Raw genomic sequence first — 21,456 nt, 5'->3', positions numbered from 1 at the left:
TTTTTCGGATCTGTCCCCTACTCAACACTTTGCAGGGAGTGATTATAAATACACTTAGCTAAATTTTGCTTTAATTGCCACTTATTTACTCAACTTCTCTTGCAACCCTAGCTCAACTTTGTTTTTATTAAGCGATAGCACTTCAACGCGCAATACATCTCCCTCACACAAATAATCACTCGCTTGCGCATTGCGACTGCTCGTGATTTTTGAAATGTGCAACAATCCATCATAATTGTGTGGCAACTCCACAAATGCGCCAAACTCCACGACTTTTTTCACCCTTCCTTCATACACATCGCCTACTTTGTAAAGCATAGCAATGTTAGGCTTCTCGCTATTAGAATTTACGATTCCAATAATATAATCTTTTGCAGCACACACTTTTTCTTTGTTTCCACCGCTTATCTTAACTTCACCATTGTCGCGGTTTAAGTCAATTGCCACTTCAAATTTTTCAATGATTTCTTTAATCGTCTTACCCGCCTGTCCAATCACCTCAACAATCTTACTAGGATGAATGGCAAAAGTCTGTGAGCTAGGAAGCACAGCTGTGTTTAACACAATATTTTCTTTTGCCTGCTCCATTATCTCTAAAATATGCAAGCGCGCCTCTTTTGCCTGCAATAATGCGCATTCTAAAATCTCTGTGCTTAAGCCCCCAAGTTTAATATCCATTTGTAAAGCTGTGATTCCATTTCTGCTTCCAGCAACTTTGAAATCCATATCCCCATCGTGGTCTTCTAAACCCATAATATCCGTTAAAATAGCATATTTATCCCCCTCACACACAAGCCCCATTGCCACACCAGCAATCAAAGAAGTGCATTCAATATCTGCTGCTGCTAGCGCTAGAGAGCCTCCACAAATTGTTGCCATAGAGCTTGAACCATTAGATTCTAAGATTTCTGACACAAGGCGGATTGTTTTTTGCTCCCCATTTACCACACTGCATTCTAATGCCCTTTTAGCTAAATTCCCGTGTCCTAGCTCACGCCTTCCTGTTGCACCAATAGGGCTTGCCTCCCCCACACTAAAGGGCGGAAAATTATAATGCACCATAAAACGCTCTTTTGAAGCGCCTTTATCAGTTAGCAACTCATAGCTTTGTGCGTCCATTTCCCCTCCTAGCGTGCATACCACCAATGCCTGTGTTTGTCCGCGCGTGAAAAGTGCGCTAGAATGTGCATTTGGCAAAATGTTTGTTTCTATGTGAATTGGGCGCACTTCTTTTAGTGTCCTGCCATCTGCTCTTACGCCCTCTTCTAAAACCATTGCACGAAGCATTTGACGCTTTTGCGCCTCTAATGCTTCCCACACGCGCTCTTCTAGCGATTCTATGTCTTGTGGATTGCTTTGTGTATAATCTTGAACGATTTTTCTAGCAAAGGCTTTTAATCGGCTGTGGCGTTCTGTTTTAGAAAGATGTGCAATGATTGCACGCAATGCGCCTAAATAACCTTGCGCAATGAAATCTTGCACTCTTGCGCATTGGTATTTCTTGCGCATTTGGGATAATTCTAAAGGGGTTTTTACACATTCTGCAAAACTCTCTGCCATTAGCTTGCTTTTTTTGCTAATGTGTGCTTTAGCCAGCTCTAAAGCCTGCATTAACTCCGCCTCTGTAAGTTCATTTGCGCTAAATTCTGTGTTAAATGTGCGCATTTCAATCATCAATAAATCTTCATTCACTCCGCTTACAAACAAATCTAGTGTGCTTTGCTCCATTTCTTTTAAGCTTGGATTAATCACAAATTCTTTTCCAATTCTACCTATACGCACACCATTTACAGGAAAACTTAATGGAATCTCTGAAGTGTATAACGCCGCACTTGCCGCATTTAAGGCTAAGAGTTGCAAGTCTGCTTGCGTTTCTGCACTTAGCACCATAATTGTAATTTGCGTAGGATAGCAATAATCTTTTGGAAAAAGCGGACGCAAACTTCTATCCACAATCCTTGCTGTAAGCGTCTCAAAATCTCCGGGCTTTGCTTCACGCTTGACATAACCACCCGGAAACTTGCCTGCTGCATAGGTTTTTTCAATATACTGCACCGTTAATGGTAAAAAATCCTCTTCTACAATAGAATCGCTATCCACTGCAATTGTTGCTAATAACACACTATCTCCGCTTTTATAATACACACTTCCACTTGCTTGCCTTGCCACATAGTCAAAAATATATTCTTCTTTTTGTTCTAAAAACGAAAAATTAATTGCGTGCATCTATTCTCCTTGTATCTTCTTAAAAACTTCTTCAATGGTTACTGCTTCAATCGTCGGATAATCCTTATAATAATATCCAATATCCACAAAATTCTTGGACTTATACAAACAAAAGATTCCATCTGTAACCTCTTCCATAATCTCCACAACATCATAAGGCGCAACAGGACAAGCAAAGTGCACCGTTTTTGCTTGCAAAGCCACCACAGATTTAATAGCAGAAAATGCAGTTAGCCCGCTATTAATGCCTTCATCTACAATTAACACTCGCTTCCCTTTAAGAGAAATCAACGGATTGCCTTTGCGATATTGATAGATTAAGGGCAACATTTTATCTTCATATTGCCTTTGCACTTCTCCGTAAATATAATCCAAACTAATCCCAAAAGAACGCACAAGGGGTTGATTTATCACAACATCGTGCGTTTCTGTTGCCATTGCAATTTCACATTCTGGATTATTTGGTGCTAAAATTGGAGAGGTAAAAAGAAAAGCCAAAGGCACTTTGATTGTCTCTGCTAAACAATGCGCAAAATAAATTCCTTGAAAAGAGATTCCAACCACAATACAATCTTGGCGTTCAAAAAAACTAATGGGCATATTGCTAAGTAGCTTTTGGAGTGCATCATCGCGGTTTTCAAATAAAATCTTACGCCTTGTAGAATGCGCTGTGTTACTAATATTTGGAATCGTATTGAGTAGATTTTGCATTATCGCCCAACCTTAACATCGCTACTTAAAAGCGGAATAAACTTAATGGTTAAAAGCACATATTTGTCATCTCTTGCTTCTGCACCACGCGTTGTTAGCATCGGATAAATTTCACTCACATATTTTAACCCAAAAGAAAAACATCGCACGCTTGTTTCAAAACCAATTTGCCAAGTTTTAAAATAATCTTCTTTATAGTCATAACCCAAATTTGCAAAAAGATTTAAATTTGCAAAGTTTTTGCTAGCTCCCGCCATAATGTAATTTGCCTCACCATAACGCCCACGACTCCAATCCACTCTTGCAAAAGAATCACGGAAGAAATGCCCAAAATGCACCTTCAAATACTCACTGCTATAATTAATCCTATGCATAGCTTCTGAGATTCTATTTTCTGTGTGCGCATAAAAAATATCGCTCAAAAAACTCCATTCATTATTATAAAAATACTGCATCTCATTTTCTAACTCTCCAATTTTATGCTCATCTTCTAAATGAAAATATTGGTGCATACGATGAGATAATTTTAACACATTGCTTGCATCATAAAAATGCTGCGCAACACTAAGCCTTGTTTCTTGTTTATCACCTGGAAGCGTAAAAAAAGTTGTAAAATCCCCTTTCTTATCCTGAAATCCCGGAAATGTATGCAATGCCTCTAAGCCCAATGTGTGCCCAAAGCTTTCATACTGCTTGACTAAATCTGTATTTGCCTTAAGCTGATAATGCTGCGTGATATAACGCCCTGCTTCTAAATTTAGTCCATTTTTTACATTGCTGTAATTTACTTGTGTGGCATAAAACACTGGAGAAATTGAAACATTTAAATAATCATTTGCTAAATTTTGAGTAAAGAGAATGGGCAACTGCACTTCTTGTTGCACTGCACGATAACCAATAGGGCGTGTGAAATGTTTGATTTGATAATCAAAGCTATAATATAAATCCTCAATAAATAGCTTATCAATTTGACGATGATACTGCACTTGTGGCAAGGTTTGAAGCGTTTTTGCGTTGCTTGTAGATTCCAAATTGGAATAATAACGCCCATAGATTCCAACATAATCTGCATCGCTTTTTAAAAAATAGTTCAACCTTGAAGTTAAAAGGCTACCCTGTAAATCCGCCTGCCCTTGTGCTTTATTATCCGCCAATCTAAAGTAATCCACATCAGAAACTTGCGAAATGTCCGCATACAATCCATCTTCATAAAAGTAGTTTTGGACATCTGTTAATAAATCCTTGCGTGTGTATTCAAGTTGGAATCCAAAATGCTCTTGGTTTTCTAAATCATAGGAATTTTGATAGCGACTAGAATCACTAAAATATCCGAAGTTTGCCCATAGCATCTGCTCTTTATCATCTACAACTCTAAACTCCCCATACACACCTCCACCCCTTTTGGTGCGTAGCGTTGGTGTTAGCGTCATATCCCACCAATCTTGGGGCGCAAAGTAAATGGGCTGGGAATAAATAATACCATCATCATTAGAGTTTCCAAAAACGGGATAGAGCAGACCACTTTTGCGCTTGTAACCCGCTGAGAAAGAGAGATAAGGGAAGTAAAGCACAGGGATATCATACACACACAAGCGCGGATTCCAAAGCGTTAGCCACTCTTTATTCACATCATATTTGCCCACACTTGCTTTAATCTGCCAAATCGGATTATTCACGCTACAAGTAGAGATTGACGCACCTTGCATTTTATACACATCTTTATCATATTCTGCATTTGTTGCCTCTACCCATAAACCTGTTGTGGAATCTTGCAAATAAAAAGGCTCTAAAAAGGAATAATTCTCTTGGAGTTTAATCCTAATTTCTTGCGCCTTTAAATACAACGCATTGCCCTTATAAGCATTCACATTTCCACTTAGCGTAATCTCACGCTTTTGCGTATCGTAAGCTACCCTATTTGCGCTAATGTAATAATCTAAATTAATAACAATTGCATTCCCTTTGCCTACTACAAGCGACTGACTATATTCCATATCATCTGCTAAAAGCTCAAAAATAGCTTCTTCTTTAGCATTAAACTGCTTAATGGATGGACGCGCTTCTAACGCATTAAATGCAAAACTTGCTACAAAAGAAATGGCGATTCCGAGCTTTTTAGCATTTCTCTTAAGCATTATAACTTTTTAGCTCCACAACAATAGTGTTTGCCATCCTATCGTGCAAGCTGATGTGTAAAAAATTTGTCAAAACATACAAAAATGGCAAATACATCAAAAACTCACTCAAAGCTCTAAAAAGAGAGCGTATAAGGGCTTGTTTTACATTTGGATTATCTAAAAGCCCCATTTCAATAACCTTAATTTTTACCACAATTTTTCCAATCGTTGCACCATAATAACGCACAAATAGCCAATGATACACGATTCTAACTGCATACAAAATCAACCACGAACTAGAAAGAAGACTTAGCAACACCTCAGGATTCTCTACATTTTGCGCGATGCTCTCCCAATGCGTTCCAATAATCACCATACCCACTAGCAAATCATCAATAATATGCGCAACAACACGCTTCCAAAGTGCTGCAATTTGAATCTCTTCACGCTCTAAAATTTCTTCTATTTTTTCAAAATCCATTAGCATTTCCAAGCCTGATAAGCAATGTCTTTGCGGTATTGCATTCCCTCAAACTCCACAGATTCCACACAATCATAAGCTCTCTTCACTGCCTCTTGCACACTCTCCCCTTTGCCCACGCACACAAGCACACGCCCCCCCGTTGCTAACAAACTCTCACCCTCCTTGCTAACGCCTGCAAAGCTGATGTGTGCATCCTTGCTATCTTGAAAATTTATTTTAATTTTTTCTTTTTTAGAGTTTTTATAAGGATAATCTTTAGAAGCCACCACAACACCCACGCATACTTCATCACTTAGGCTATATCGCACGCTTTTTAAACCGCCCTTAGCACAAGCTAGGAAACAATCTAATAGCCCTTCTTTGAAAAGCGGCATTAGCACTTCGCATTCAGGATCCCCAAAGCGCACATTAAATTCCAACAAATAAGGTTTATCTTTTACCACCATAATCCCACAAAACAACACTCCACTAAAAGCACTTCCCTCTTTTCCCATTCCCTCTAATGTTGGCGCAATAATGCTTTGCTCCACTTGCGCAAGGATTTCTTTACTCGCTAAAGGAGAAGGCGCATAAGCCCCCATTCCTCCGGTATTTGGACCTTTATTATTCTCTAACAATCGCTTATGATCTTGTGCTGCTGGCAACACAATAAAATCCCTTCCATCACACATTGCAAAAATTGAAAGCTCAAAACCTTCTAAAAATTCTTCAATCACAATTGTCTTTCCAGAATCTCCAAAGCTCTTGCCCTCTAACATTTCCTTTGCTACGCGTTTTGCTTCCTCATAGCTTTGCGCAATCATCACGCCCTTACCCGCACAAAGCCCATCAGCCTTTACCACTATGGGCGTCTTTAATGCATCAATAAATGCACAAGCTTCCTTGTAGTCTTGCGTTTGGATAAAGCTAGCTGTTGGAATCCTATAACGCTTTGCAAACTCTTTCATATAGGCTTTTGAACCCTCTAAGCGCGCCGCTTTTGCACTTGGACCAAAGGTTGCAATTCCATTCTCCCTTAAAACATCTGCCAACCCTTCAACAAGCGGAGCTTCTGGACCGATAATCACAAGCCCTATGCGTTCTTTTAAAGCAAAATCCACAAATTCCTTTTGCGTTTTAAAATCTACATTTTTGCCTAGCTTGCTTGTTGCTCCATTTCCGGGATAAAAATAGATTCCATCTATCCTGCATTCACTCTGTAATGCAAGCCCAATAGAATACTCTCTCCCGCCACTTCCTACAATCACAACTTCCATTTTTTACCTTAATATTTTTAAATTTTACAAGCAATAGGAAAAAATTGCTTACGATTTAAGGTTGCTTTTTTAGAAATTTTATAAATCCTAAAAGCCTGTGCCTATCCCTAAAAGTTAGAATCCAAAAGCAAGCAACAAAACTTAAATTTTAGATTCCAACTTTAAAAAGCCCAAGTAGCCGTTACTTTTTTGTGCAGCCCGAAATAGGCAACGATTCTAACCACAAGTAGCTCATTAGGCGGCAGATTCTCGTCTCAACTTAAGAGACTAATAACGAAAACACCATCACACAGAACTAAACTATGCAATCAGCAATACTCAAATATGTTGGACTCCAAAGTGAAAGAAACACGCACCACTTAGGCAGGCGCAATTATAAACAATCCTAGCTAAAGTGGCTTTTAACTTTAATGCAAAAATCAATAAATTTTAGGCAGAATTCCACAAACAATTTACACTCAAGGAATCCCATAATGAAAAAACTACTACCAACACTAGTTTGCGCACTTGCACTAAGCAGCACCTTGTATGCTAGAGAGTGCATCTGTTTTGAATTAAAAGGAGAGTTTGGAGAAGAGATTAAAGCGATTATGAAAAAATACTCCAAAAATTTAGGAAATACTAACATAAAAGTTGTGCGTGAAGATGCGGATTTAACGCCACAAGAAAAAAGCTTTCTAGCAAGCATTCTAGGCGCGGGGGAAGTGAGTGATAGCAAAAGGGGGGCAAATTTAGAAAATGGAAAAAGACTTTTTGATAGAGATTGTGCAAGTTGCCACGGAGAGAAAGGCGAAATTTCTGTTGCAAACCAAAAGCCAATTAACACTTGGAAGGCTAAGGATATTGCCGATGAGATTAAAACCTATGCGAACCAAACTTTTGAAGGACAATCACGCTTTGTGAAAAACCAAATCGCTCAACGCTATACAAAGCGTGATATGGAAGACATTGGTGCATATATAGAAGGCTTGCAATAATCTAAAATTATTTTTAGATTCCATCTTTTTCTTGCTTCTTTGTTTCCATTTTAGCTTCAGAAACACTCAATTTATCTTTAAGCTTTTCTACATTCTTTTTCCCAAAGCCCTTCACATTTGCAAGCTCATCTACAGATTTAAAAGGCTGTTTTGAGCGATAATCCAAAATCGCCTGCGCCTTAGTTTCGCCTATCCCCTTTATACCCATTAACTCTTGCTTACTTGCCGTATTTAAATCCACCGCCCCAAAAACCCAAGACACAACAAGCAATAACGCCATTAAAATTTTCATTTTTTCTCCTTAAAATGTAAAATGATTCATTGTATCTAAATAAAAAATTTTTTACTTTTTTCTTAAGAAAACTTACTATTATTTTTCCAAAAGGTTACAATATCACACAAATTAAACCAAGAAATAATAAAATGGAAGCAATTTATAGAGCCATTCTAACACAAGCCTTTAAATAGTCCTTTGATTTTGATAAATTAAAGAGTATTGTTTATCTTCAGTCTGCAATAAAACTTATGCAATCCACGCGCTAAAAGAAGGGCGTGAGTATAATATTTTTTCAAACCCTTTAAAAATGAAAAAGAAGTAAAAATTTTTGAAGGAATACTATCCCCTAGAATAAATCCTGCCCTTGATAGCTATGCGCTAGCAATAGACAAAGACAGATTCATAAGGCAAGAAGATTATTTAGAGGTAATGATTGAGAATGGGATATTAGTGTATAAAATCAATAACGATTTTATTAACATAGACAAGATGGAATACTCCAAGACAAAAGACAAAGATTAAAAGCCAACTTGTTTCAAATCCATATGAAAGAGAGGAATGCTCACACCCCACCGCAAAAGCAAAAGATTAAAGGTAAGAGATTATTTTCTAATCTCTTTAATCCTTGCAGACTTCCCGCTTCTTGTGCGTAAGTAGTAAAGTTTAGCGCGTCTAACGCGTCCGACTTTAAGAACCTTAATGCTATCAATACTCTCAGAATAAATTGGAAAAATTCTCTCTACACCAACGCCATTTGCGCCGATTTTTCTAATCGTAATAGTCTTACCTGTCCCATCACCGCGCAAAGAAATACACACGCCTTCAAAATTTTGGATTCTTGTTTTATCTCCTTCAGAGATTCTAATCCCTATCCTTAGTGTGTCCCCCGCCTTAAATTGCGGAATCTCTTTGCCTGCAATTTGTGCATCTTCAAAATGCTGAATGTATTTATTTCTCATTTTCTAACCCTTGTTTGTAGCGCATATAGAGGTCTGGTCTATGGAATTTAGTTTTTGCCTCTGCGGCTTTTAATTTTAAGCCTGCGATTCTAGCGTGATTTCCCTTTGAATACTCTGAAGGAATGGTTAAATTTTTAAATTGATGGGGTTTTACAAAATTTGGAGCTTCTAACAAATGCTTTTCATAACTCTCACCCCTTAAAGATTCTCCATTCCCAAGCACGCCGCTAACTTGCCTAGCTATGCTATCACACAGACACAACGCCGCTAGCTCACCGCCTGTTAAGATAAAATCCCCAATGCTAAAAACCTCATTAGCATAAAGCTCAATCAAACGTTCATCAAAGCCTTCATAACGCCCACACACAAAGACGATATGATTCTTTTGACTCAAGCGTTTTGCGTCATTTTGTGAAAAGCTCTTCGCACAAGGCGTTAAAAAAATAATATGCGTTTTTGGATTCCGTATTTTTATGGAATCTAATGCCAAGCTAAATGCTAAAGGCTCTAGCACAAGCCCCGCGCCACCGCCTACTTGATAATCATCAACCTTTAAAAACCTATTTGGGCTAAAGTTGCGCGGATTGACAAAATCCACTTCAATTAACTCCGTATCTATCGCACGGCGCAAAATAGAATCGCTAAAATAAGGCTCTATTAAATGTGGAAACAGGGTTACAAAAGTAAAGCGCATTAACTATTTTCTAAAATCTCTTTGCAAAATTGTGTGCGAATTGTTTTAATAGAATCCACTTTGGATTCCACATTTAGAATGTAGCGTTTGTTATAAGGGATTAAAAAACTCTTTGGAAAACCTTGTGTTATAAGTATGGAATCTGTTTTTATAAACAAATAATCCTGATTACAAAAGCGATCAATCTCACTTACCATTCCCAAAACTTCATCATTTTCCACAATCACGCTTTCAATAAGTTCAAACCAAAAAAACGCATTGTCTTCTAATTTACATTGCGCTTTTGTTTCTTCTTGCGTGGAATACAAAATGCAATTAACAATCTGTTTAGCTTCTTCTTTAGAATTGATTTGTTGAAACTTTGCAGTAGATTTTTGTGGAGAGTAAGACTCTAGGGTTAAATCCCCAAATTGTGAGTGATAAACATTGCCAGTCTTAAAAGATTCCGGAAAATCACTAAGGAGATGCAAAAGCACATCACCCTTAAAGCCAAGTGAGCGTCCAATCTTTGCAACCCCCACCCAATCCTTTGGAATTTTTCGCATCATTGTGGCTTAACTGCAATACGATAAGAACTTCCATCCTTTGCCTTAACGCCTGAGATAAAAGTCTTAATTGCGCTAATCATTTTTCCATCTTTGCCAATCAATCGCCCAGCATCTTGTAAAGAAGTTAGAATCTCAATTTCATAAAAATTCGTATCCACTTCACGCTTAAGGACGCGGATTTTATCCGGCTCTGCTACGATTTTTTTCACATAAGATTCTATAAAATCCTCCACCATTTATTTTGTAATCGCCTGCACACGCTCGCTCATTTTTGCACCAACACCAACCCAATATTTCAAACGCTCTGCATCGTATTTAATTGTTGATGGTTCTGTTAAAGGATTATAATACCCAATAGATTCAATCCAGCCCCCATCGCGTTTTTTCCTACTATCAGTTACGACGATTCTATAAAATGGCTTTTTCTTGCGTCCCATTTTTGTTAAGCGAATAACGGTTGCCAAAATATGCTCCTTAAAGTTAAATCTATAAAAGCGTTGATTATACTTAAAAGTAAAATAATTTTCCCTTAAAATTAGCTAAGCAATAAGAAATTATTGCCTTAACTGCCCCATTCTTGCATCTTTCATTAAGCTCATTAAATCCCCCATTCCACCTTTTTTTGAAAACTTTTTTGCCATTTTTGCAGCATTTTCAAACTGCTTTAAGAAGCGATTCACATCACTGACATCTATCCCCGCCCCCATTGCAATGCGCTTTTTACGACTTCCATTTAGCAAATCTGGATTATCACGCTCTTTTGGTGTCATAGAGGACACCATTGCGCGCATTTGTTTAATCTCTTTGGAATTATCCAAATCCACATCTTTTAGCGCGCTAGCCATATTCCCAAGCCCCGGAAGCATTGATAGAATAGACTGCATTGAGCCAATTTTTTTGATATTATCAAGTTGCACAATGAAATCATTAAAGGTAAATTTGCCCTTTTTAATCTTTTTTGAAATATCCTTTACTTCCTTTTCGCTAATCACAGCGGCGGTTTTTTCAGCCAAAGAGTGAATATCTCCCGCCCCCATTAATCGCCCCACAATGCGCTCTGGAATAAACACTTCTAAATCTGCAATCTTCTCTCCTACACCAATAAAACGCAATGGAATCCCAAGTTGATGCGCAATAGATAAAGCGATTCCACCTTTGCTATCACCATCAAATTTACTTAAAACCACACCGCTTAAATCCATTTTTTCGTGGAATGTCGCGGCACTTTTGACTCCATCTTGCCCACTTAAACTATCTACCACATAAAGCACTTCATTAGGATTTATCGCACTCTTAATGCTTTGAAGTTCTTGCATTAATGCTTCATCAATCGCTAATCGCCCTGCTGTATCCACTAATAGCACATCATATAAGCCTTCAATTGCCTTTTTTTTAGCTTCTGTGGCAATCTCTACTGCGCTTTTTCCTTCAAGGTAAAAAAACTCCACTTCCACCTGCCCTGCTAGCTGACGCAACTGCTCCACTGCTGCTAGCCTTTGTAAATCGCAAGCTGCAAGCAAAACTTTTTTTTGTTTGCCTTTTAGATAATTTGCTAGCTTTGCTGTTGTTGTTGTCTTACCACTTCCTTGCAAGCCTGCCATTAAAACAATCGTAGGTGGCTTTGGTGCAAAGATAAATCCATAATTCCCCGGTGCAGTTAGAATCGTATTTAGCGATTCCTTTAACGCCTTTAAAAAGCTATCCTTGCCGATTCCTGCTTGCTTTGTTTGCTTTTCAACTTCTGCTAAAAGTTCTTTTAAAACCTTATAATGCACATCAGATTTCAAGAGAGCCTTTTTTAGCTCATCTAATGCACGCTTCAACGCCTTTTCATCATCTTGGAATCTAATTTTACTAATTGCACTTTGGAAACTCTCTGTAATAACGCCAAACAACTTTGAGCCTTTTATTAAAATAAATTGCGCATTTTAGAATACTTTTGCTTAAAAAAATCAGCCACTCATTTGCGCCTTTTTTTCTGTTTCATACAGCCAAATAAAGACTTCCACAACCGCCTTATACAAAGTTGGCGGTATCTCTTCATCTAACTCTAAGTTCATTAAAGAATCCACTAACGCCTTGCTTTGAAAGAGTGGAATATCAAATTCCTTTGCCTTTTCAATAATTTTTTCAGCCAAAAACCCTTCTCCTTTAGCAATCACTTTTGGGGCGCGCTGTTTGTTTTGTTCATAAGCTAGGGCAACGGCTTTTTGATTAAGCGGTATTTTTGGTGGCATTAATAACTCCCTAAGATTCTATCCACTGCTGCCCAACTAAGTTTAGAGTCTTGGTTAAGTGTGGAATCTTGCTTGCAAGCTAAAAAGTGTTGCACCATTCGCGCTAAACAATCTGTTTCAATATTCACTCTCTGCCCTACTTTATAACCCCTAAAAAGCGTTGTTTGCAAAGTGTGCGGAATAATTGTCAAACGCAGTATGGAATCTAAAACTTCATTAAGGGTTAAGCTAATCCCATTAATCGCAATGCTTCCCTTAGGCACGCACAGAGCCAAAACTTTGGAATCCACTTTGATAAAAAAGTCTGTTCCAACAGAATGCGGAGTGATTTTTGTGATTGTGCCAATTCCATCAATATGCCCTTGCACGATATGCCCATCTAGCCTATCACTTAAGCGCATTGCAGGTTCAATATGCACCAAATCTTGGTAGGATTCCAATGCAATATGCCTTTGTGTTTCTTCACTAAGCTCTAGCACAAAGCCCCCCTTAAACACTTCAATCGCCGTTAAACACGCACCATTTACCGCTATGGAATCGCCAATACTAGGCTTATGCTTTGCTAAAATCCGCAAACTTGAACCCTGCAATCTCTCCACCCTACCAAACTCACGCACAAGCCCTGTAAACATCGCTAACCTTTAAGCTACAATCTAATACAATGCGTAAATTGTAACATAAAAGGATTATTATGCAGCTTTGCGATACCCACTGCCACTTAGATGACGCGCGCTTTGATACAGATTTTAACGCAATGCTAGAGCGCGCACAAAACGCAGGAATCTCACGCTTTATTATCCCAGCAGCAGACCCAAAGGACTTACAAAAAGCACAAAAGCTAGCAAATGCGCATACAAATGTGTATTTTGCAAGCGGTGTGCATCCAGACCTTGCATATGCTTATGATTCTAAATTTGTGGAATCCTTTTTAAGCGATTCAAAATGCGTGGCAATTGGAGAGTGTGGCTTAGATTATTATCGCCTAGATGAGAAGCTAGAAGACTTTAACACAGATTCCACAGAAGAAATTAAAACCACACAAAAGCGCGTGTTTAGAGAACAAATTGAACTTGCCATTAAGCTTAAAAAGCCCTTAATCGTGCATATAAGAGAGGCTTCAAATGATAGTTTAGAGATTTTACAAACTTATGCAAAAGACTTGGTAGGCGGTGTTTTACACTGCTTTAATGCCGATTTTCAGCTCTTAAAGCTTGCTCCCTTTAACTTTTATTATGGAATCGGGGGTGTTTTAACCTTTAAAAACGCTAGAAAATTAGTAGAAATCCTACCAAAAATCCCTCTAAAATCCCTTTTACTTGAAACTGACGCCCCCTATCTTACACCCCACCCACACAGAGGCAAGCGCAATGAGCCATCTTATATTCCTTTAGTGTTAGAAAAAATGCAAGAGATTTTAGAGATTCCAAAAGAGCAATTAATCGCGCAAATTAACGCAAACACCACGCGCCTTTTTGCCCTTAGCTAACAAGCTTTAACCCCACGCTACAAGCCACAATTAGCGCAATAAAAAAGAGCTTCCAAAAGTTACGCGACTCTTTATAAAAAAGTATTCCAACTAGCACACCCCCAGCTGTGCCAATCCCTGTCCATATCGCATATCCCATTCCCATAGGAATCTCACGCAAGGCTAAAGACAAGCTCCCAAGACTTAGGATAAAAAAGAATGCCACGCCCAAAAGATAGTGCTTTTTAGAAGTAACCACATAGGCTTTCATCATCATAACGCCAAGCACTTCCATACACCCAGCAAGCACTAAAAACACCCAACTCATTTTAGATTCACTTCAGCAATTTCATCAATTGCTTTAGAGTCTTGCGCATCACTTTCTTTACTCACAAGCTTAAGCCCAACCACGCCAATTAGCAAAAGCGCAATTAACACAAGTTGTAGCATTGAAACACTAGCCCCAAAGATAAAGATTTCACTTAACACCACACCAATCGCACCAATCCCTACAAACACCGCATAAGCGATACTAACTTCTATGCGTTTAATTGCTAAAATCATACAGGTAAAGGAAATTAAGATTCCAACAATGGTAAAAAAATACCCCACAAAACTGACAGAATGTTTAAGCCCACTTACCCAAAGTATCTCCACAATCCCGCCTAAGAGAATCAATAACCAGCCCAAATTAAACTCCTAAATCCACTTAAAAAGACTCCACCATTGCGCTTATATCACTGCACACATAATTTTTTAAATTTGCATTATGCGTGCCTTCTCTATTGTAATACACTAATTTGACTATGATATTTTTTGCATCATAAGTGCCATCTTTAAAAATTGCTTCAAATCCTTGAGCTTTGTTTTCAGCATTTTGCGGAGCGATATTTATGCCTTTTGGATCTACAAAAATGATTTTATACACTCCGCTTTGCTTATGCTTTAACCAAAAGATAAAATCGGGGTAAAACCTCCTTTGCTCTTGGCTTTGTGTATCAAAATAGGGGATAAATATAGAATCTTTTGTTTCTACAATCTTGCTAAAGCACCATTTATAGTCTCTAAATGCGTTATTAGAATCTTTTAAATATATTTGTAAATCCTCTAAAAATTCTATCTCACTTCTTTCACTAATAGCATAGTTAATATGGATTGCAGAATCTTTATATGATTCTAAAACCATAGGGCTGTAATAATGCTTTGCCAACTCCGCTGTGATAGCATAGCTATGTTTTTCTATTCTTTGTGTTGGCTTATTTTGGATTTGTTCTGTGTATTCATCTAGCGTGATTTTACCTTCTGTAAGTTCTTTTTGAAGCTCTTCTATACTTTTAGTTTGTTTGCTCTGTGCCAATGCCTTAACCGCTTTATTCATCTCTTGTATAATCATCTCACTTAGTCCATCACCACTTAGCATAAACTCATCATAATGCGTGATACTATTCTCGCAAGGCACAAACTTTTCTAACTCCAGCAAAGGTGTATGGAAAAATCTATCCATACTATGCAGGGCATTTTGTGGTTTAAGCTTTGGCATATTGCCCTTTATTTCTAAAGCCCTGCTTGCTTCATCACGCATTTTTTGCTGTATCTTTTGCAAAGTGCTAAAGCCTAAATCAGCCCTATTTATCCCACTTGATACAAGCAAAATATCTTCATCATAAGATTCTATATATTTGCTTAATCTCTCAAAATCACAATGTGAAATCACAAAGGTTTCATTGCTTTTATGAGAGTTTTTATAGCTTGGCACAAGCAGGGGATCTAGCGTTTTATTTCTCTTAAAGCCTGTAAGCTTACTTTGAAATCTAAAGCCCTCAAGCCCCTCTAAAATCCCTTGAATTGCTTCATTTTCTGTCGCCATAATAAACACACTCTCAATGCCCAAACTCCCATCACCTAAAGAATCCTTTTTGTTATACTCTAGTTTATTGCTTGCTTTTAGTCGTTTGCGTATATCTTTAAAAGGCTCAATTCTTACCCCTCGTCCTATGGTTTGCAGGACATATTTTTTTGCCTTTTTGCTACCGATATTGATAAAGTTAATGAAATTCACGCGATTGCTATCCCACCCCTCGCTAAATACCTTGCTTCCCATCATAATTTGTATGGGCGATTTTTTGTGGTTTAGCCCTTCAAAATACCCCTTTGCCATATCCTCCCCACTCTCAATACCTAGCCCATCAAGGTAGCTTTTCTCCCACTCTTTAATGCTACCGATATTTAAAAGCAAAAAGGGCTTTGTCGCATTTTTACTCTTAAAGGCAAGTTCTTTATTATTCCCCTTAATCTTACAGCACTCTAGGCTTGAAGCCTCTTTAGCATAAAAGATTTGCTCTCTTAAGTCTTTAGAATCCACTTTTGCAAGTCTCTCTAAAAAGTCTTTATTCATCTCTTTTTCAGCAAAATATATCCTACTAGATTCTAGCTTTTTTGCTAAATTTTTTGCAATCTCGCTTATATCTTTAGAATCTTGTAAGATTTTCATAATCGCTTCAAAATACAGCTTAATCCCCGCATCTTTGGTATTGACTTTATCAGCCACAGCGATGATTAAAGGATTATGATAATGCAGGTTTTCAAACCTTGCTTTTAAGCTTTTTAATTCCTGCTTTATCCCCACAAAAAGGATAAAACTCTCCATTATCCGCTCTAACTTTTCATCGCTAGAATCCACTTTAGAATCTTTAAAGGCTTTGAGATTGCTATCTAGCACCACGATATTTTTCCCATAGCCATCGTTATTAAATTTTTCTAAATTGTAGTTAAAAGCACAAGTAAAAAGCTCTATATCATTATCAAAAGTCGCAGAAAAGTTAAAGATAAATCCGTGCGGATAGTCCCCCATTTCTAGCCCTTTTGCTAATTCCCTAATATAGCTTTTTCTTATAGAATCTTTGCTATCGCCCTTATGCGCTTCATCAAGCAAGATATACCAGCCTTTTTCACGCATTACATTATTATAATTTAGCCTTTTTGCCTTAGAATCTTTGCCGACATTTTCCTTTATATCTAGCAAATCACTTCTGCCAAGAAACACGACATTTTCACAATCTAGCAAACTTTGATTATCATAAGCTTTTATCTCTTTGCAAGTGATTTGTATCGGTTGATACGCATTAAAGCTGTGTATATGTCTTTTAAATTGATTTAAAATCTTATCATTTGGCACAAGTAGCATTATGGGCTTAGATTCTATCTCGCCATTTTTCATAAGTTTTTGCATTAAGCTTACAAGCTTTATCATCACAATACTTTTGCCACTGCCTGTCGCCATCCAAAAGCTTGCCATATTGCAAAACTCTTTTATATCCAAGCCTTTTTTAGAATCTAATTTTATAGCGTTGTATTTAAAAGCCTGTTTGTATTCATAGCATAGCTCTTTTGTATCATCTCTATATAGCTTTAAGCTACATAGTGCCTTTTGCAATGCCGCTACTTGATACTCTTGCAGACTAATACTGCCATTAAAGCTTATTAAATCAAGGCTTTCAAGAAGATCATTATAGGATTGAATCTTTTTGTCCGTAATATCCTTTAAAATCAATTGTTGTTTTTTAGTCATTTTCTGCTCTCGTGTTAAGTGTTTTATAGGTAGATTCCAATATCTCCTCATCTTCTTGTTCTGCCTTTAGCAACGCTTCCTTTTTGCGTTGTGTAGCAAATAGCTCATACTGCTTATAAGCGATTTGCTCCATTTGTGCGTTAGAGATACTGCCATTATCTTTTAAAATTTGCATTCCTTGAAAGGTGAGCAAAGAATCCACATTTTGCCTCCAAAAGTCCATAGTCAAAGTTTGCTTATCTTTCACTCTAAGTTCTGCAGATTCTAAAAACACATTAACCAAACGATTTAAACTATCTAGCTCCTCTTTTTTTAGATAATTTTTCGCCACAATCACATCGCCTTTACGCACAACACTACCTTTCCAACTTGTAAGCCCCATATTCAGCTTTTTTGCATTTGCTCTCTCGCAAATCAGCTCTGCGGCAGTTCTATGCGTGATAGCGTATAAAAGCTTGTTTTGCGTTTGTGCGAAAAACATTTGCGTTGCTTTATCACTAGAATCATAATCTATACTCAAAGCAAAAAGCTCTCGCACTTTTTGATAAAACCTTTTTTCACTCGCCCTTATATCCCTAATCTGCTCTAACAGCTCATCAAAATAATCACTTCTGCCATTTGGATTTTTAAGTCTATCACTATCTATTAAAAAGCCCTTTTGTAAATAGGTTTTTAAATGCTCATTTGCCCAGATTCTAAACTGCACTCCCCTTTTACTACGGACACGAAAGCCCACAGCCAAAATCATCTCTAAAGAATAAAACTTCACTTTGTATGATTTGCCATCACTAGCAGTTGTTCGGATTTCCCGAATAACTGAATTTGCCTGCAATTCCCCATCTTTTAGGATATTTGTGATATGTTCGCTTATACTAGATTTTGAGGTGTCAAAAAGTTTTGCCATAGAATCTTGAGCTAAAAATACACTCTCTCCAAGCTCATACAGCTCTACTTTTATTTTTTTATCTTGTGTGGTATAGAGAAGGATATTTGGCATAGGATTTCACTTGTTTGAGATTGTTTTATACGAATTGGCAACTCTTATTTCTTCTTCACCTGCTTCGGTAGTATAAATCTTTCTAAAAACTATATCAGCTAAATGCTCTATATCTTTTTCATTATTGATTTCAAGCTCATTATTTTTAATGAAATTCCGCTTATATTTCAGGGCATAATTTTTATACTCTTCAAATCTCTCTTTTACTTTTTCTAGCTCATCAACAATCAATGCAATTGTTTTAAGCTTTCTTTTTGATAAAGATTCAAAATTTAAATTTTGAACTTTTAAAAATGGATATTTATTGTTGTCTTTAAAAATCTGTATATCTTCTTTGGTTGCTTCTCTGTAATATTTGGAAAAACTAGGGAATACTAACTCTAAATCACTAAATTTTGCAAAGTATATTTTCTGCTCTCCTTGATTCCAATAGAGATGTGTGTGGTTACAAATCGGTATAGTGATTTTATTTGTCTCAATATAAGCCAACTCGTTAAACGATAAAATAGGCTTTTCAATTCTAGCTGCAGGCATTATCCGCTGAATATAAAGATGAAATTGATTATTTATTTTTTCGAAAACATACAAAGTCTCTATCTTTTTTAAAGCATCTTTAGTTATAGAATTACAATCACTTGTCTTATTCATTTTATCAAGATACTCTCCTATATCCTTATCTTCAGTTTTTATGAAAAAAATTTCATTTTCACTAAGTGTATAATTGCTACCACCTTGTTCTACAAAATCAATCTCATCATACTCCTTAAGTTTATAGTCCCAAACACCGTCAAGTGAATGTTCTGTAACCTTGTAAAACTTATTTTCTGCTTTCCCATAAATATTTACCTTAGCCATTTTTATCTCCTTTATCTAAAAAAGTAAAATCATTCAATCTTATAAGATTATTATATGTTTTAATATATTTTATCTTTTGTTTAGATATTAAAAATAATTTATATTTAGCATATTTTTCACCATCGGTATCTATAGACACTTCATAAAAATGATAACCAAAAAATAAAAGATAAGGATTAAAATATGAAAATTTGCCTTTCAAAATTAACAAATAAATCAATATAAATACAACGCTAAAAATCAATACATCACAAATACTAACAGCATAACAAAATAAGCAATATAAACAGGAATGTATTTAGGTTCTGCAATTTCAACATCACTACACTCCATTGACTCGCTTTGAGTGTTTTGATAATATTTTTTTACACAATAAATATAAAAATAAGACAATAGCAAAGCAACAATAATTATACACAAAGCTATAACAACATTATTAAAAACAATATTTTGATAAATGGATATTTCTATATTTTTACTTCTCAAAATAAATATTACTACAAGTGGTGTTAGTGCCATTGCAACATATATAAAATAAAAAGCAAATAAAAACAATTCCATTTCCTACTCCCACCATATTAGATTTTTAAGTTTTGGGTATGTGTGTAAGTCGATTTGCTCTAGTGATATAATATCGCCATTGTCAAACTCACAAGTTTCTATGCCTTTAGAATCTAAAAATAATCGCTTGATTTTTAGCCCTTGCAAATTTGCTAAAGTGTGAAACAAATCAAATTCCTTTCTATATCCGCTCATATCTAGCGTGATTGTTTCATTTTTATTTAGCTTTTTAATGAGTTTGCGAGATTTTCTATAATCAATGATTTTTTGTGCTTTTGGATAATCTTTAGCAGGATAGATACTTTCATCATCTTTACAAATTGCTGTGCTATGCAAACTTGTCATATTGAGCGTGGATTTATCATATTGAGCTTGTGAAACAAGCGAAATATCTTTTTTAGATTCTTTAGATACTTCGCTTTGCTCAGTATGACAAGATGAAGGCTTAGTATATGTAGAATCCATAAGCACATATTCACACTCTTTTAAAGCCTCTTCATAGGATTCTAATTCATAGTATCTAAATGCTCCGCTGCCTTGATAGTCGCATTCTTTGCTAATCCCACTTTGGAATCCTGCGATAACTTTTTTAAGGCGTGGGAGTATGACTTTATAAAAATGCTCCCCCATTTCCACGCCTAGCCCTTTACGCCCTAGCTTTTGTGCGGTAGCTACACTTGTCCCACTTCCTGCAAAAAAATCTAAAATTATAGAATTTTCATTGCTACTTGCTTTAATAATTCTATCAAGTAGGGCTTCGGGTTTTTGGGTAAGATTGTTTTCAAATTCTATGCGTTCCTTAGATTGCGGATTTAAAAAAGGTATATCAAAAACATCAAATGCTAAAGTTCCTTCATTTTTTCTATAAACCACATTATCCCATTGACTTAGTTCTATTTTGCCTACAGCCACATTTTTTTCAAAAATATCTCTATTTTCTACTATAAGCTGTCGTCCTCTTGTGCCATCAGATTTCTTAAAAGTGTTACTATTATATCCACTCGTAAATTTACTTCTACTATCAGATAATTTTATATATTGCTCATTAAAAATATGATTTTGATTTTTTGAAAAACACAATAGGGTATCGTGCATTTTTTGAAACGCTTTGCTAGGGGCAGTCCAACGACGATAAAACCACACTATTTCATTTATAAAATTCTCTTCCCCAAAAATTGCATTTAAAAGCTCACGCCCACGATAATTTGCATTATGGTCTAAATGTAAATAAAAGCTTCCTCTATCACTTAGAAATTCCCTTGCTAATTCTAAGCGATTTTCCATAAGACTTAGCCAAGTAGAATCTTGAAATTTATCTCTGTATTCAAAATCACTTCCTGTATTAAAAGGCGGATCAATATAGATTAAATCCACTTTGTTTTGATATTTTGGCATTAGGGAATTTAAGGCTTGAAAATTATCCGCTTTTATTAGCTCACCATTAAGGATAGATTCTATATCATCAAACACGCTTAGAATCTTGTATTTTGTCTCTTTGCTAAAATGCTTTGTATCAAGGGGTAG

Annotated in this window: 23 protein-coding genes; 2 read left to right on the top strand and 21 right to left on the bottom strand. The window is 36.5% G+C overall.

The window, feature by feature from the left end; translation table 11 throughout:
* Positions 1-81: 81 nt before the first annotated feature.
* From MRZ19_RS00115 to purD, 5 genes are read right to left on the bottom strand one after another with little or no spacing between them, the layout of a single operon-like run.
* Positions 82-2,226: a polyribonucleotide nucleotidyltransferase gene (locus MRZ19_RS00115; RefSeq protein ID WP_291029104.1), complete on the bottom strand. Its 2,145-nt coding sequence runs from the start codon at positions 2,224-2,226 to the stop codon at positions 82-84.
* On the bottom strand, positions 2,227-2,937 hold the full coding sequence (locus MRZ19_RS00110; protein ID WP_291029102.1) for a phosphoribosyltransferase: 711 nt from the start codon (positions 2,935-2,937) through the stop codon (positions 2,227-2,229).
* The gene (lptD, locus tag MRZ19_RS00105; protein WP_291029100.1) at positions 2,937-5,072 is read right to left on the bottom strand and encodes an LPS assembly protein LptD; all 2,136 of its coding nucleotides are present in this window, start codon (positions 5,070-5,072) and stop codon (positions 2,937-2,939) included. Before lptD ends, MRZ19_RS00110 begins: the two co-directional genes overlap by 1 nt.
* Positions 5,065-5,535 carry an RDD family protein gene (locus MRZ19_RS00100; protein ID WP_291029098.1) on the bottom strand — a complete coding sequence of 157 codons (471 nt, stop codon included), beginning with the start codon at positions 5,533-5,535 and terminating at the stop codon, positions 5,065-5,067. The genes lptD and MRZ19_RS00100 overlap by 8 nt, the downstream gene beginning before the upstream one ends.
* Positions 5,535-6,794 (bottom strand): phosphoribosylamine--glycine ligase, encoded by a 1,260-nt coding sequence (gene purD / locus MRZ19_RS00095; protein WP_291029096.1) that lies wholly within the window; start codon positions 6,792-6,794, stop codon positions 5,535-5,537. The genes MRZ19_RS00100 and purD overlap by 1 nt, the downstream gene beginning before the upstream one ends.
* Before the next feature lie 473 nt (positions 6,795-7,267).
* Here purD and MRZ19_RS00090 point away from each other — a divergent pair, with 473 nt between their 5' ends.
* Complete coding sequence (locus MRZ19_RS00090; protein ID WP_291029094.1) at positions 7,268-7,771, top strand: cytochrome c; 504 nt, start codon at positions 7,268-7,270, stop codon at positions 7,769-7,771.
* A gap of 13 nt (positions 7,772-7,784) precedes the next feature.
* Here the strand turns inward: MRZ19_RS00090 and MRZ19_RS00085 are convergent, their stop codons facing one another.
* From MRZ19_RS00085 to ribE, 9 genes are all read right to left on the bottom strand, one after another.
* Positions 7,785-8,063, bottom strand: a complete 279-nt coding sequence (locus tag MRZ19_RS00085) for a helix-hairpin-helix domain-containing protein (protein ID WP_291029092.1) — start codon at positions 8,061-8,063, stop codon at positions 7,785-7,787.
* A 587-nt stretch (positions 8,064-8,650) separates the two neighbouring features.
* A complete protein-coding gene (gene rplS / locus MRZ19_RS00080) occupies positions 8,651-9,007 on the bottom strand; it encodes a 50S ribosomal protein L19 (protein WP_291029090.1) in 357 nt (118 codons plus the stop codon).
* A complete protein-coding gene (gene trmD, locus MRZ19_RS00075; protein ID WP_291029088.1) occupies positions 8,997-9,701 on the bottom strand; it encodes a tRNA (guanosine(37)-N1)-methyltransferase TrmD in 705 nt (234 codons plus the stop codon). Before trmD ends, rplS begins: the two co-directional genes overlap by 11 nt.
* Positions 9,701-10,249 (bottom strand): ribosome maturation factor RimM, encoded by a 549-nt coding sequence (gene rimM, locus MRZ19_RS00070; RefSeq protein ID WP_291029086.1) that lies wholly within the window; start codon positions 10,247-10,249, stop codon positions 9,701-9,703. The genes trmD and rimM overlap by 1 nt, the downstream gene beginning before the upstream one ends.
* Positions 10,246-10,485, bottom strand: a complete 240-nt coding sequence (locus tag MRZ19_RS00065) for a KH domain-containing protein (RefSeq protein ID WP_291029084.1) — start codon at positions 10,483-10,485, stop codon at positions 10,246-10,248. The genes rimM and MRZ19_RS00065 overlap by 4 nt, the downstream gene beginning before the upstream one ends.
* Complete coding sequence (gene rpsP, locus MRZ19_RS00060) at positions 10,486-10,713, bottom strand: 30S ribosomal protein S16 (RefSeq protein WP_291029082.1); 228 nt, start codon at positions 10,711-10,713, stop codon at positions 10,486-10,488. It lies immediately after the preceding gene.
* Between the two features lie 90 nt (positions 10,714-10,803).
* A complete protein-coding gene (ffh, locus tag MRZ19_RS00055) occupies positions 10,804-12,144 on the bottom strand; it encodes a signal recognition particle protein (protein ID WP_291029080.1) in 1,341 nt (446 codons plus the stop codon).
* 57 nt (positions 12,145-12,201) lie between these two features.
* Positions 12,202-12,486 (bottom strand): EscU/YscU/HrcU family type III secretion system export apparatus switch protein, encoded by a 285-nt coding sequence (locus MRZ19_RS00050; protein ID WP_291029078.1) that lies wholly within the window; start codon positions 12,484-12,486, stop codon positions 12,202-12,204.
* The gene (gene ribE, locus MRZ19_RS00045) at positions 12,486-13,118 is read right to left on the bottom strand and encodes a riboflavin synthase (protein WP_291029076.1); all 633 of its coding nucleotides are present in this window, start codon (positions 13,116-13,118) and stop codon (positions 12,486-12,488) included. Before ribE ends, MRZ19_RS00050 begins: the two co-directional genes overlap by 1 nt.
* Before the next feature lie 59 nt (positions 13,119-13,177).
* Here ribE and MRZ19_RS00040 point away from each other — a divergent pair, with 59 nt between their 5' ends.
* A complete protein-coding gene (locus MRZ19_RS00040; RefSeq protein ID WP_291029074.1) occupies positions 13,178-13,972 on the top strand; it encodes a TatD family hydrolase in 795 nt (264 codons plus the stop codon).
* Here MRZ19_RS00040 and MRZ19_RS00035 read toward each other — a convergent pair.
* The 7 genes from MRZ19_RS00035 to MRZ19_RS00005 all read right to left on the bottom strand — a co-directional run.
* On the bottom strand, positions 13,965-14,279 hold the full coding sequence (locus MRZ19_RS00035) for a multidrug efflux SMR transporter (RefSeq protein WP_291029072.1): 315 nt from the start codon (positions 14,277-14,279) through the stop codon (positions 13,965-13,967). The genes MRZ19_RS00040 and MRZ19_RS00035 overlap by 8 nt on opposite strands.
* Positions 14,276-14,641 carry an SMR family transporter gene (locus tag MRZ19_RS00030; protein ID WP_291029070.1) on the bottom strand — a complete coding sequence of 122 codons (366 nt, stop codon included), beginning with the start codon at positions 14,639-14,641 and terminating at the stop codon, positions 14,276-14,278. Before MRZ19_RS00030 ends, MRZ19_RS00035 begins: the two co-directional genes overlap by 4 nt.
* A 19-nt stretch (positions 14,642-14,660) precedes the next feature.
* The gene (locus MRZ19_RS00025; RefSeq protein WP_291029068.1) at positions 14,661-17,519 is read right to left on the bottom strand and encodes a DEAD/DEAH box helicase family protein; all 2,859 of its coding nucleotides are present in this window, start codon (positions 17,517-17,519) and stop codon (positions 14,661-14,663) included.
* Positions 17,512-18,516, bottom strand: a complete 1,005-nt coding sequence (locus tag MRZ19_RS00020) for a virulence RhuM family protein (protein WP_291029066.1) — start codon at positions 18,514-18,516, stop codon at positions 17,512-17,514. Before MRZ19_RS00020 ends, MRZ19_RS00025 begins: the two co-directional genes overlap by 8 nt.
* 6 nt (positions 18,517-18,522) lie before the next feature.
* On the bottom strand, positions 18,523-19,371 hold the full coding sequence (locus tag MRZ19_RS00015) for a hypothetical protein (protein ID WP_291029064.1): 849 nt from the start codon (positions 19,369-19,371) through the stop codon (positions 18,523-18,525).
* 240 nt (positions 19,372-19,611) lie between these two features.
* Entirely contained in the window at positions 19,612-19,932 is a 321-nt protein-coding gene (locus tag MRZ19_RS00010) for a hypothetical protein (protein WP_291029062.1), read from the bottom strand.
* A gap of 3 nt (positions 19,933-19,935) precedes the next feature.
* Positions 19,936-21,456: DNA methyltransferase (locus MRZ19_RS00005; protein ID WP_291029060.1), on the bottom strand; the 1,521-nt coding region annotated here is incomplete at its 5' end.

The organism is Helicobacter sp. (genome assembly GCF_022770205.1).
Classification (GTDB): domain Bacteria; phylum Campylobacterota; class Campylobacteria; order Campylobacterales; family Helicobacteraceae; genus Helicobacter_D.
Note: the sequence above shows the minus strand (reverse complement) of the source record. Positions and strands in the feature narration are given on the sequence as shown.

Bases quoted from the DNA above. Each gene is read 5' to 3' on its own strand.
- MRZ19_RS00115 (WP_291029104.1), bottom strand. From the start codon at position 2,226: ATGCACGCAATTAATTTTTCGTTTTTAGAACAAAAAGAAGAATATATT.
- MRZ19_RS00110 (WP_291029102.1), bottom strand. From the start codon at position 2,937: ATGCAAAATCTACTCAATACGATTCCAAATATTAGTAACACAGCGCAT.
- lptD (WP_291029100.1), bottom strand. From the start codon at position 5,072: ATGCTTAAGAGAAATGCTAAAAAGCTCGGAATCGCCATTTCTTTTGTA.
- MRZ19_RS00100 (WP_291029098.1), bottom strand. From the start codon at position 5,535: ATGGATTTTGAAAAAATAGAAGAAATTTTAGAGCGTGAAGAGATTCAA.
- purD (WP_291029096.1), bottom strand. From the start codon at position 6,794: ATGGAAGTTGTGATTGTAGGAAGTGGCGGGAGAGAGTATTCTATTGGG.
- MRZ19_RS00090 (WP_291029094.1), top strand. From the start codon at position 7,268: ATGAAAAAACTACTACCAACACTAGTTTGCGCACTTGCACTAAGCAGC.
- MRZ19_RS00085 (WP_291029092.1), bottom strand. From the start codon at position 8,063: ATGAAAATTTTAATGGCGTTATTGCTTGTTGTGTCTTGGGTTTTTGGG.
- rplS (WP_291029090.1), bottom strand. From the start codon at position 9,007: ATGAGAAATAAATACATTCAGCATTTTGAAGATGCACAAATTGCAGGC.
- trmD (WP_291029088.1), bottom strand. From the start codon at position 9,701: ATGCGCTTTACTTTTGTAACCCTGTTTCCACATTTAATAGAGCCTTAT.
- rimM (WP_291029086.1), bottom strand. From the start codon at position 10,249: ATGATGCGAAAAATTCCAAAGGATTGGGTGGGGGTTGCAAAGATTGGA.
- MRZ19_RS00065 (WP_291029084.1), bottom strand. From the start codon at position 10,485: ATGGTGGAGGATTTTATAGAATCTTATGTGAAAAAAATCGTAGCAGAG.
- MRZ19_RS00050 (WP_291029078.1), bottom strand. From the start codon at position 12,486: ATGCCACCAAAAATACCGCTTAATCAAAAAGCCGTTGCCCTAGCTTAT.
- ribE (WP_291029076.1), bottom strand. From the start codon at position 13,118: ATGTTTACAGGGCTTGTGCGTGAGTTTGGTAGGGTGGAGAGATTGCAG.
- MRZ19_RS00040 (WP_291029074.1), top strand. From the start codon at position 13,178: ATGCAGCTTTGCGATACCCACTGCCACTTAGATGACGCGCGCTTTGAT.
- MRZ19_RS00035 (WP_291029072.1), bottom strand. From the start codon at position 14,279: ATGAGTTGGGTGTTTTTAGTGCTTGCTGGGTGTATGGAAGTGCTTGGC.
- MRZ19_RS00025 (WP_291029068.1), bottom strand. From the start codon at position 17,519: ATGACTAAAAAACAACAATTGATTTTAAAGGATATTACGGACAAAAAG.
- MRZ19_RS00020 (WP_291029066.1), bottom strand. From the start codon at position 18,516: ATGCCAAATATCCTTCTCTATACCACACAAGATAAAAAAATAAAAGTA.
- MRZ19_RS00015 (WP_291029064.1), bottom strand. From the start codon at position 19,371: ATGGCTAAGGTAAATATTTATGGGAAAGCAGAAAATAAGTTTTACAAG.
- MRZ19_RS00010 (WP_291029062.1), bottom strand. From the start codon at position 19,932: ATGGAATTGTTTTTATTTGCTTTTTATTTTATATATGTTGCAATGGCA.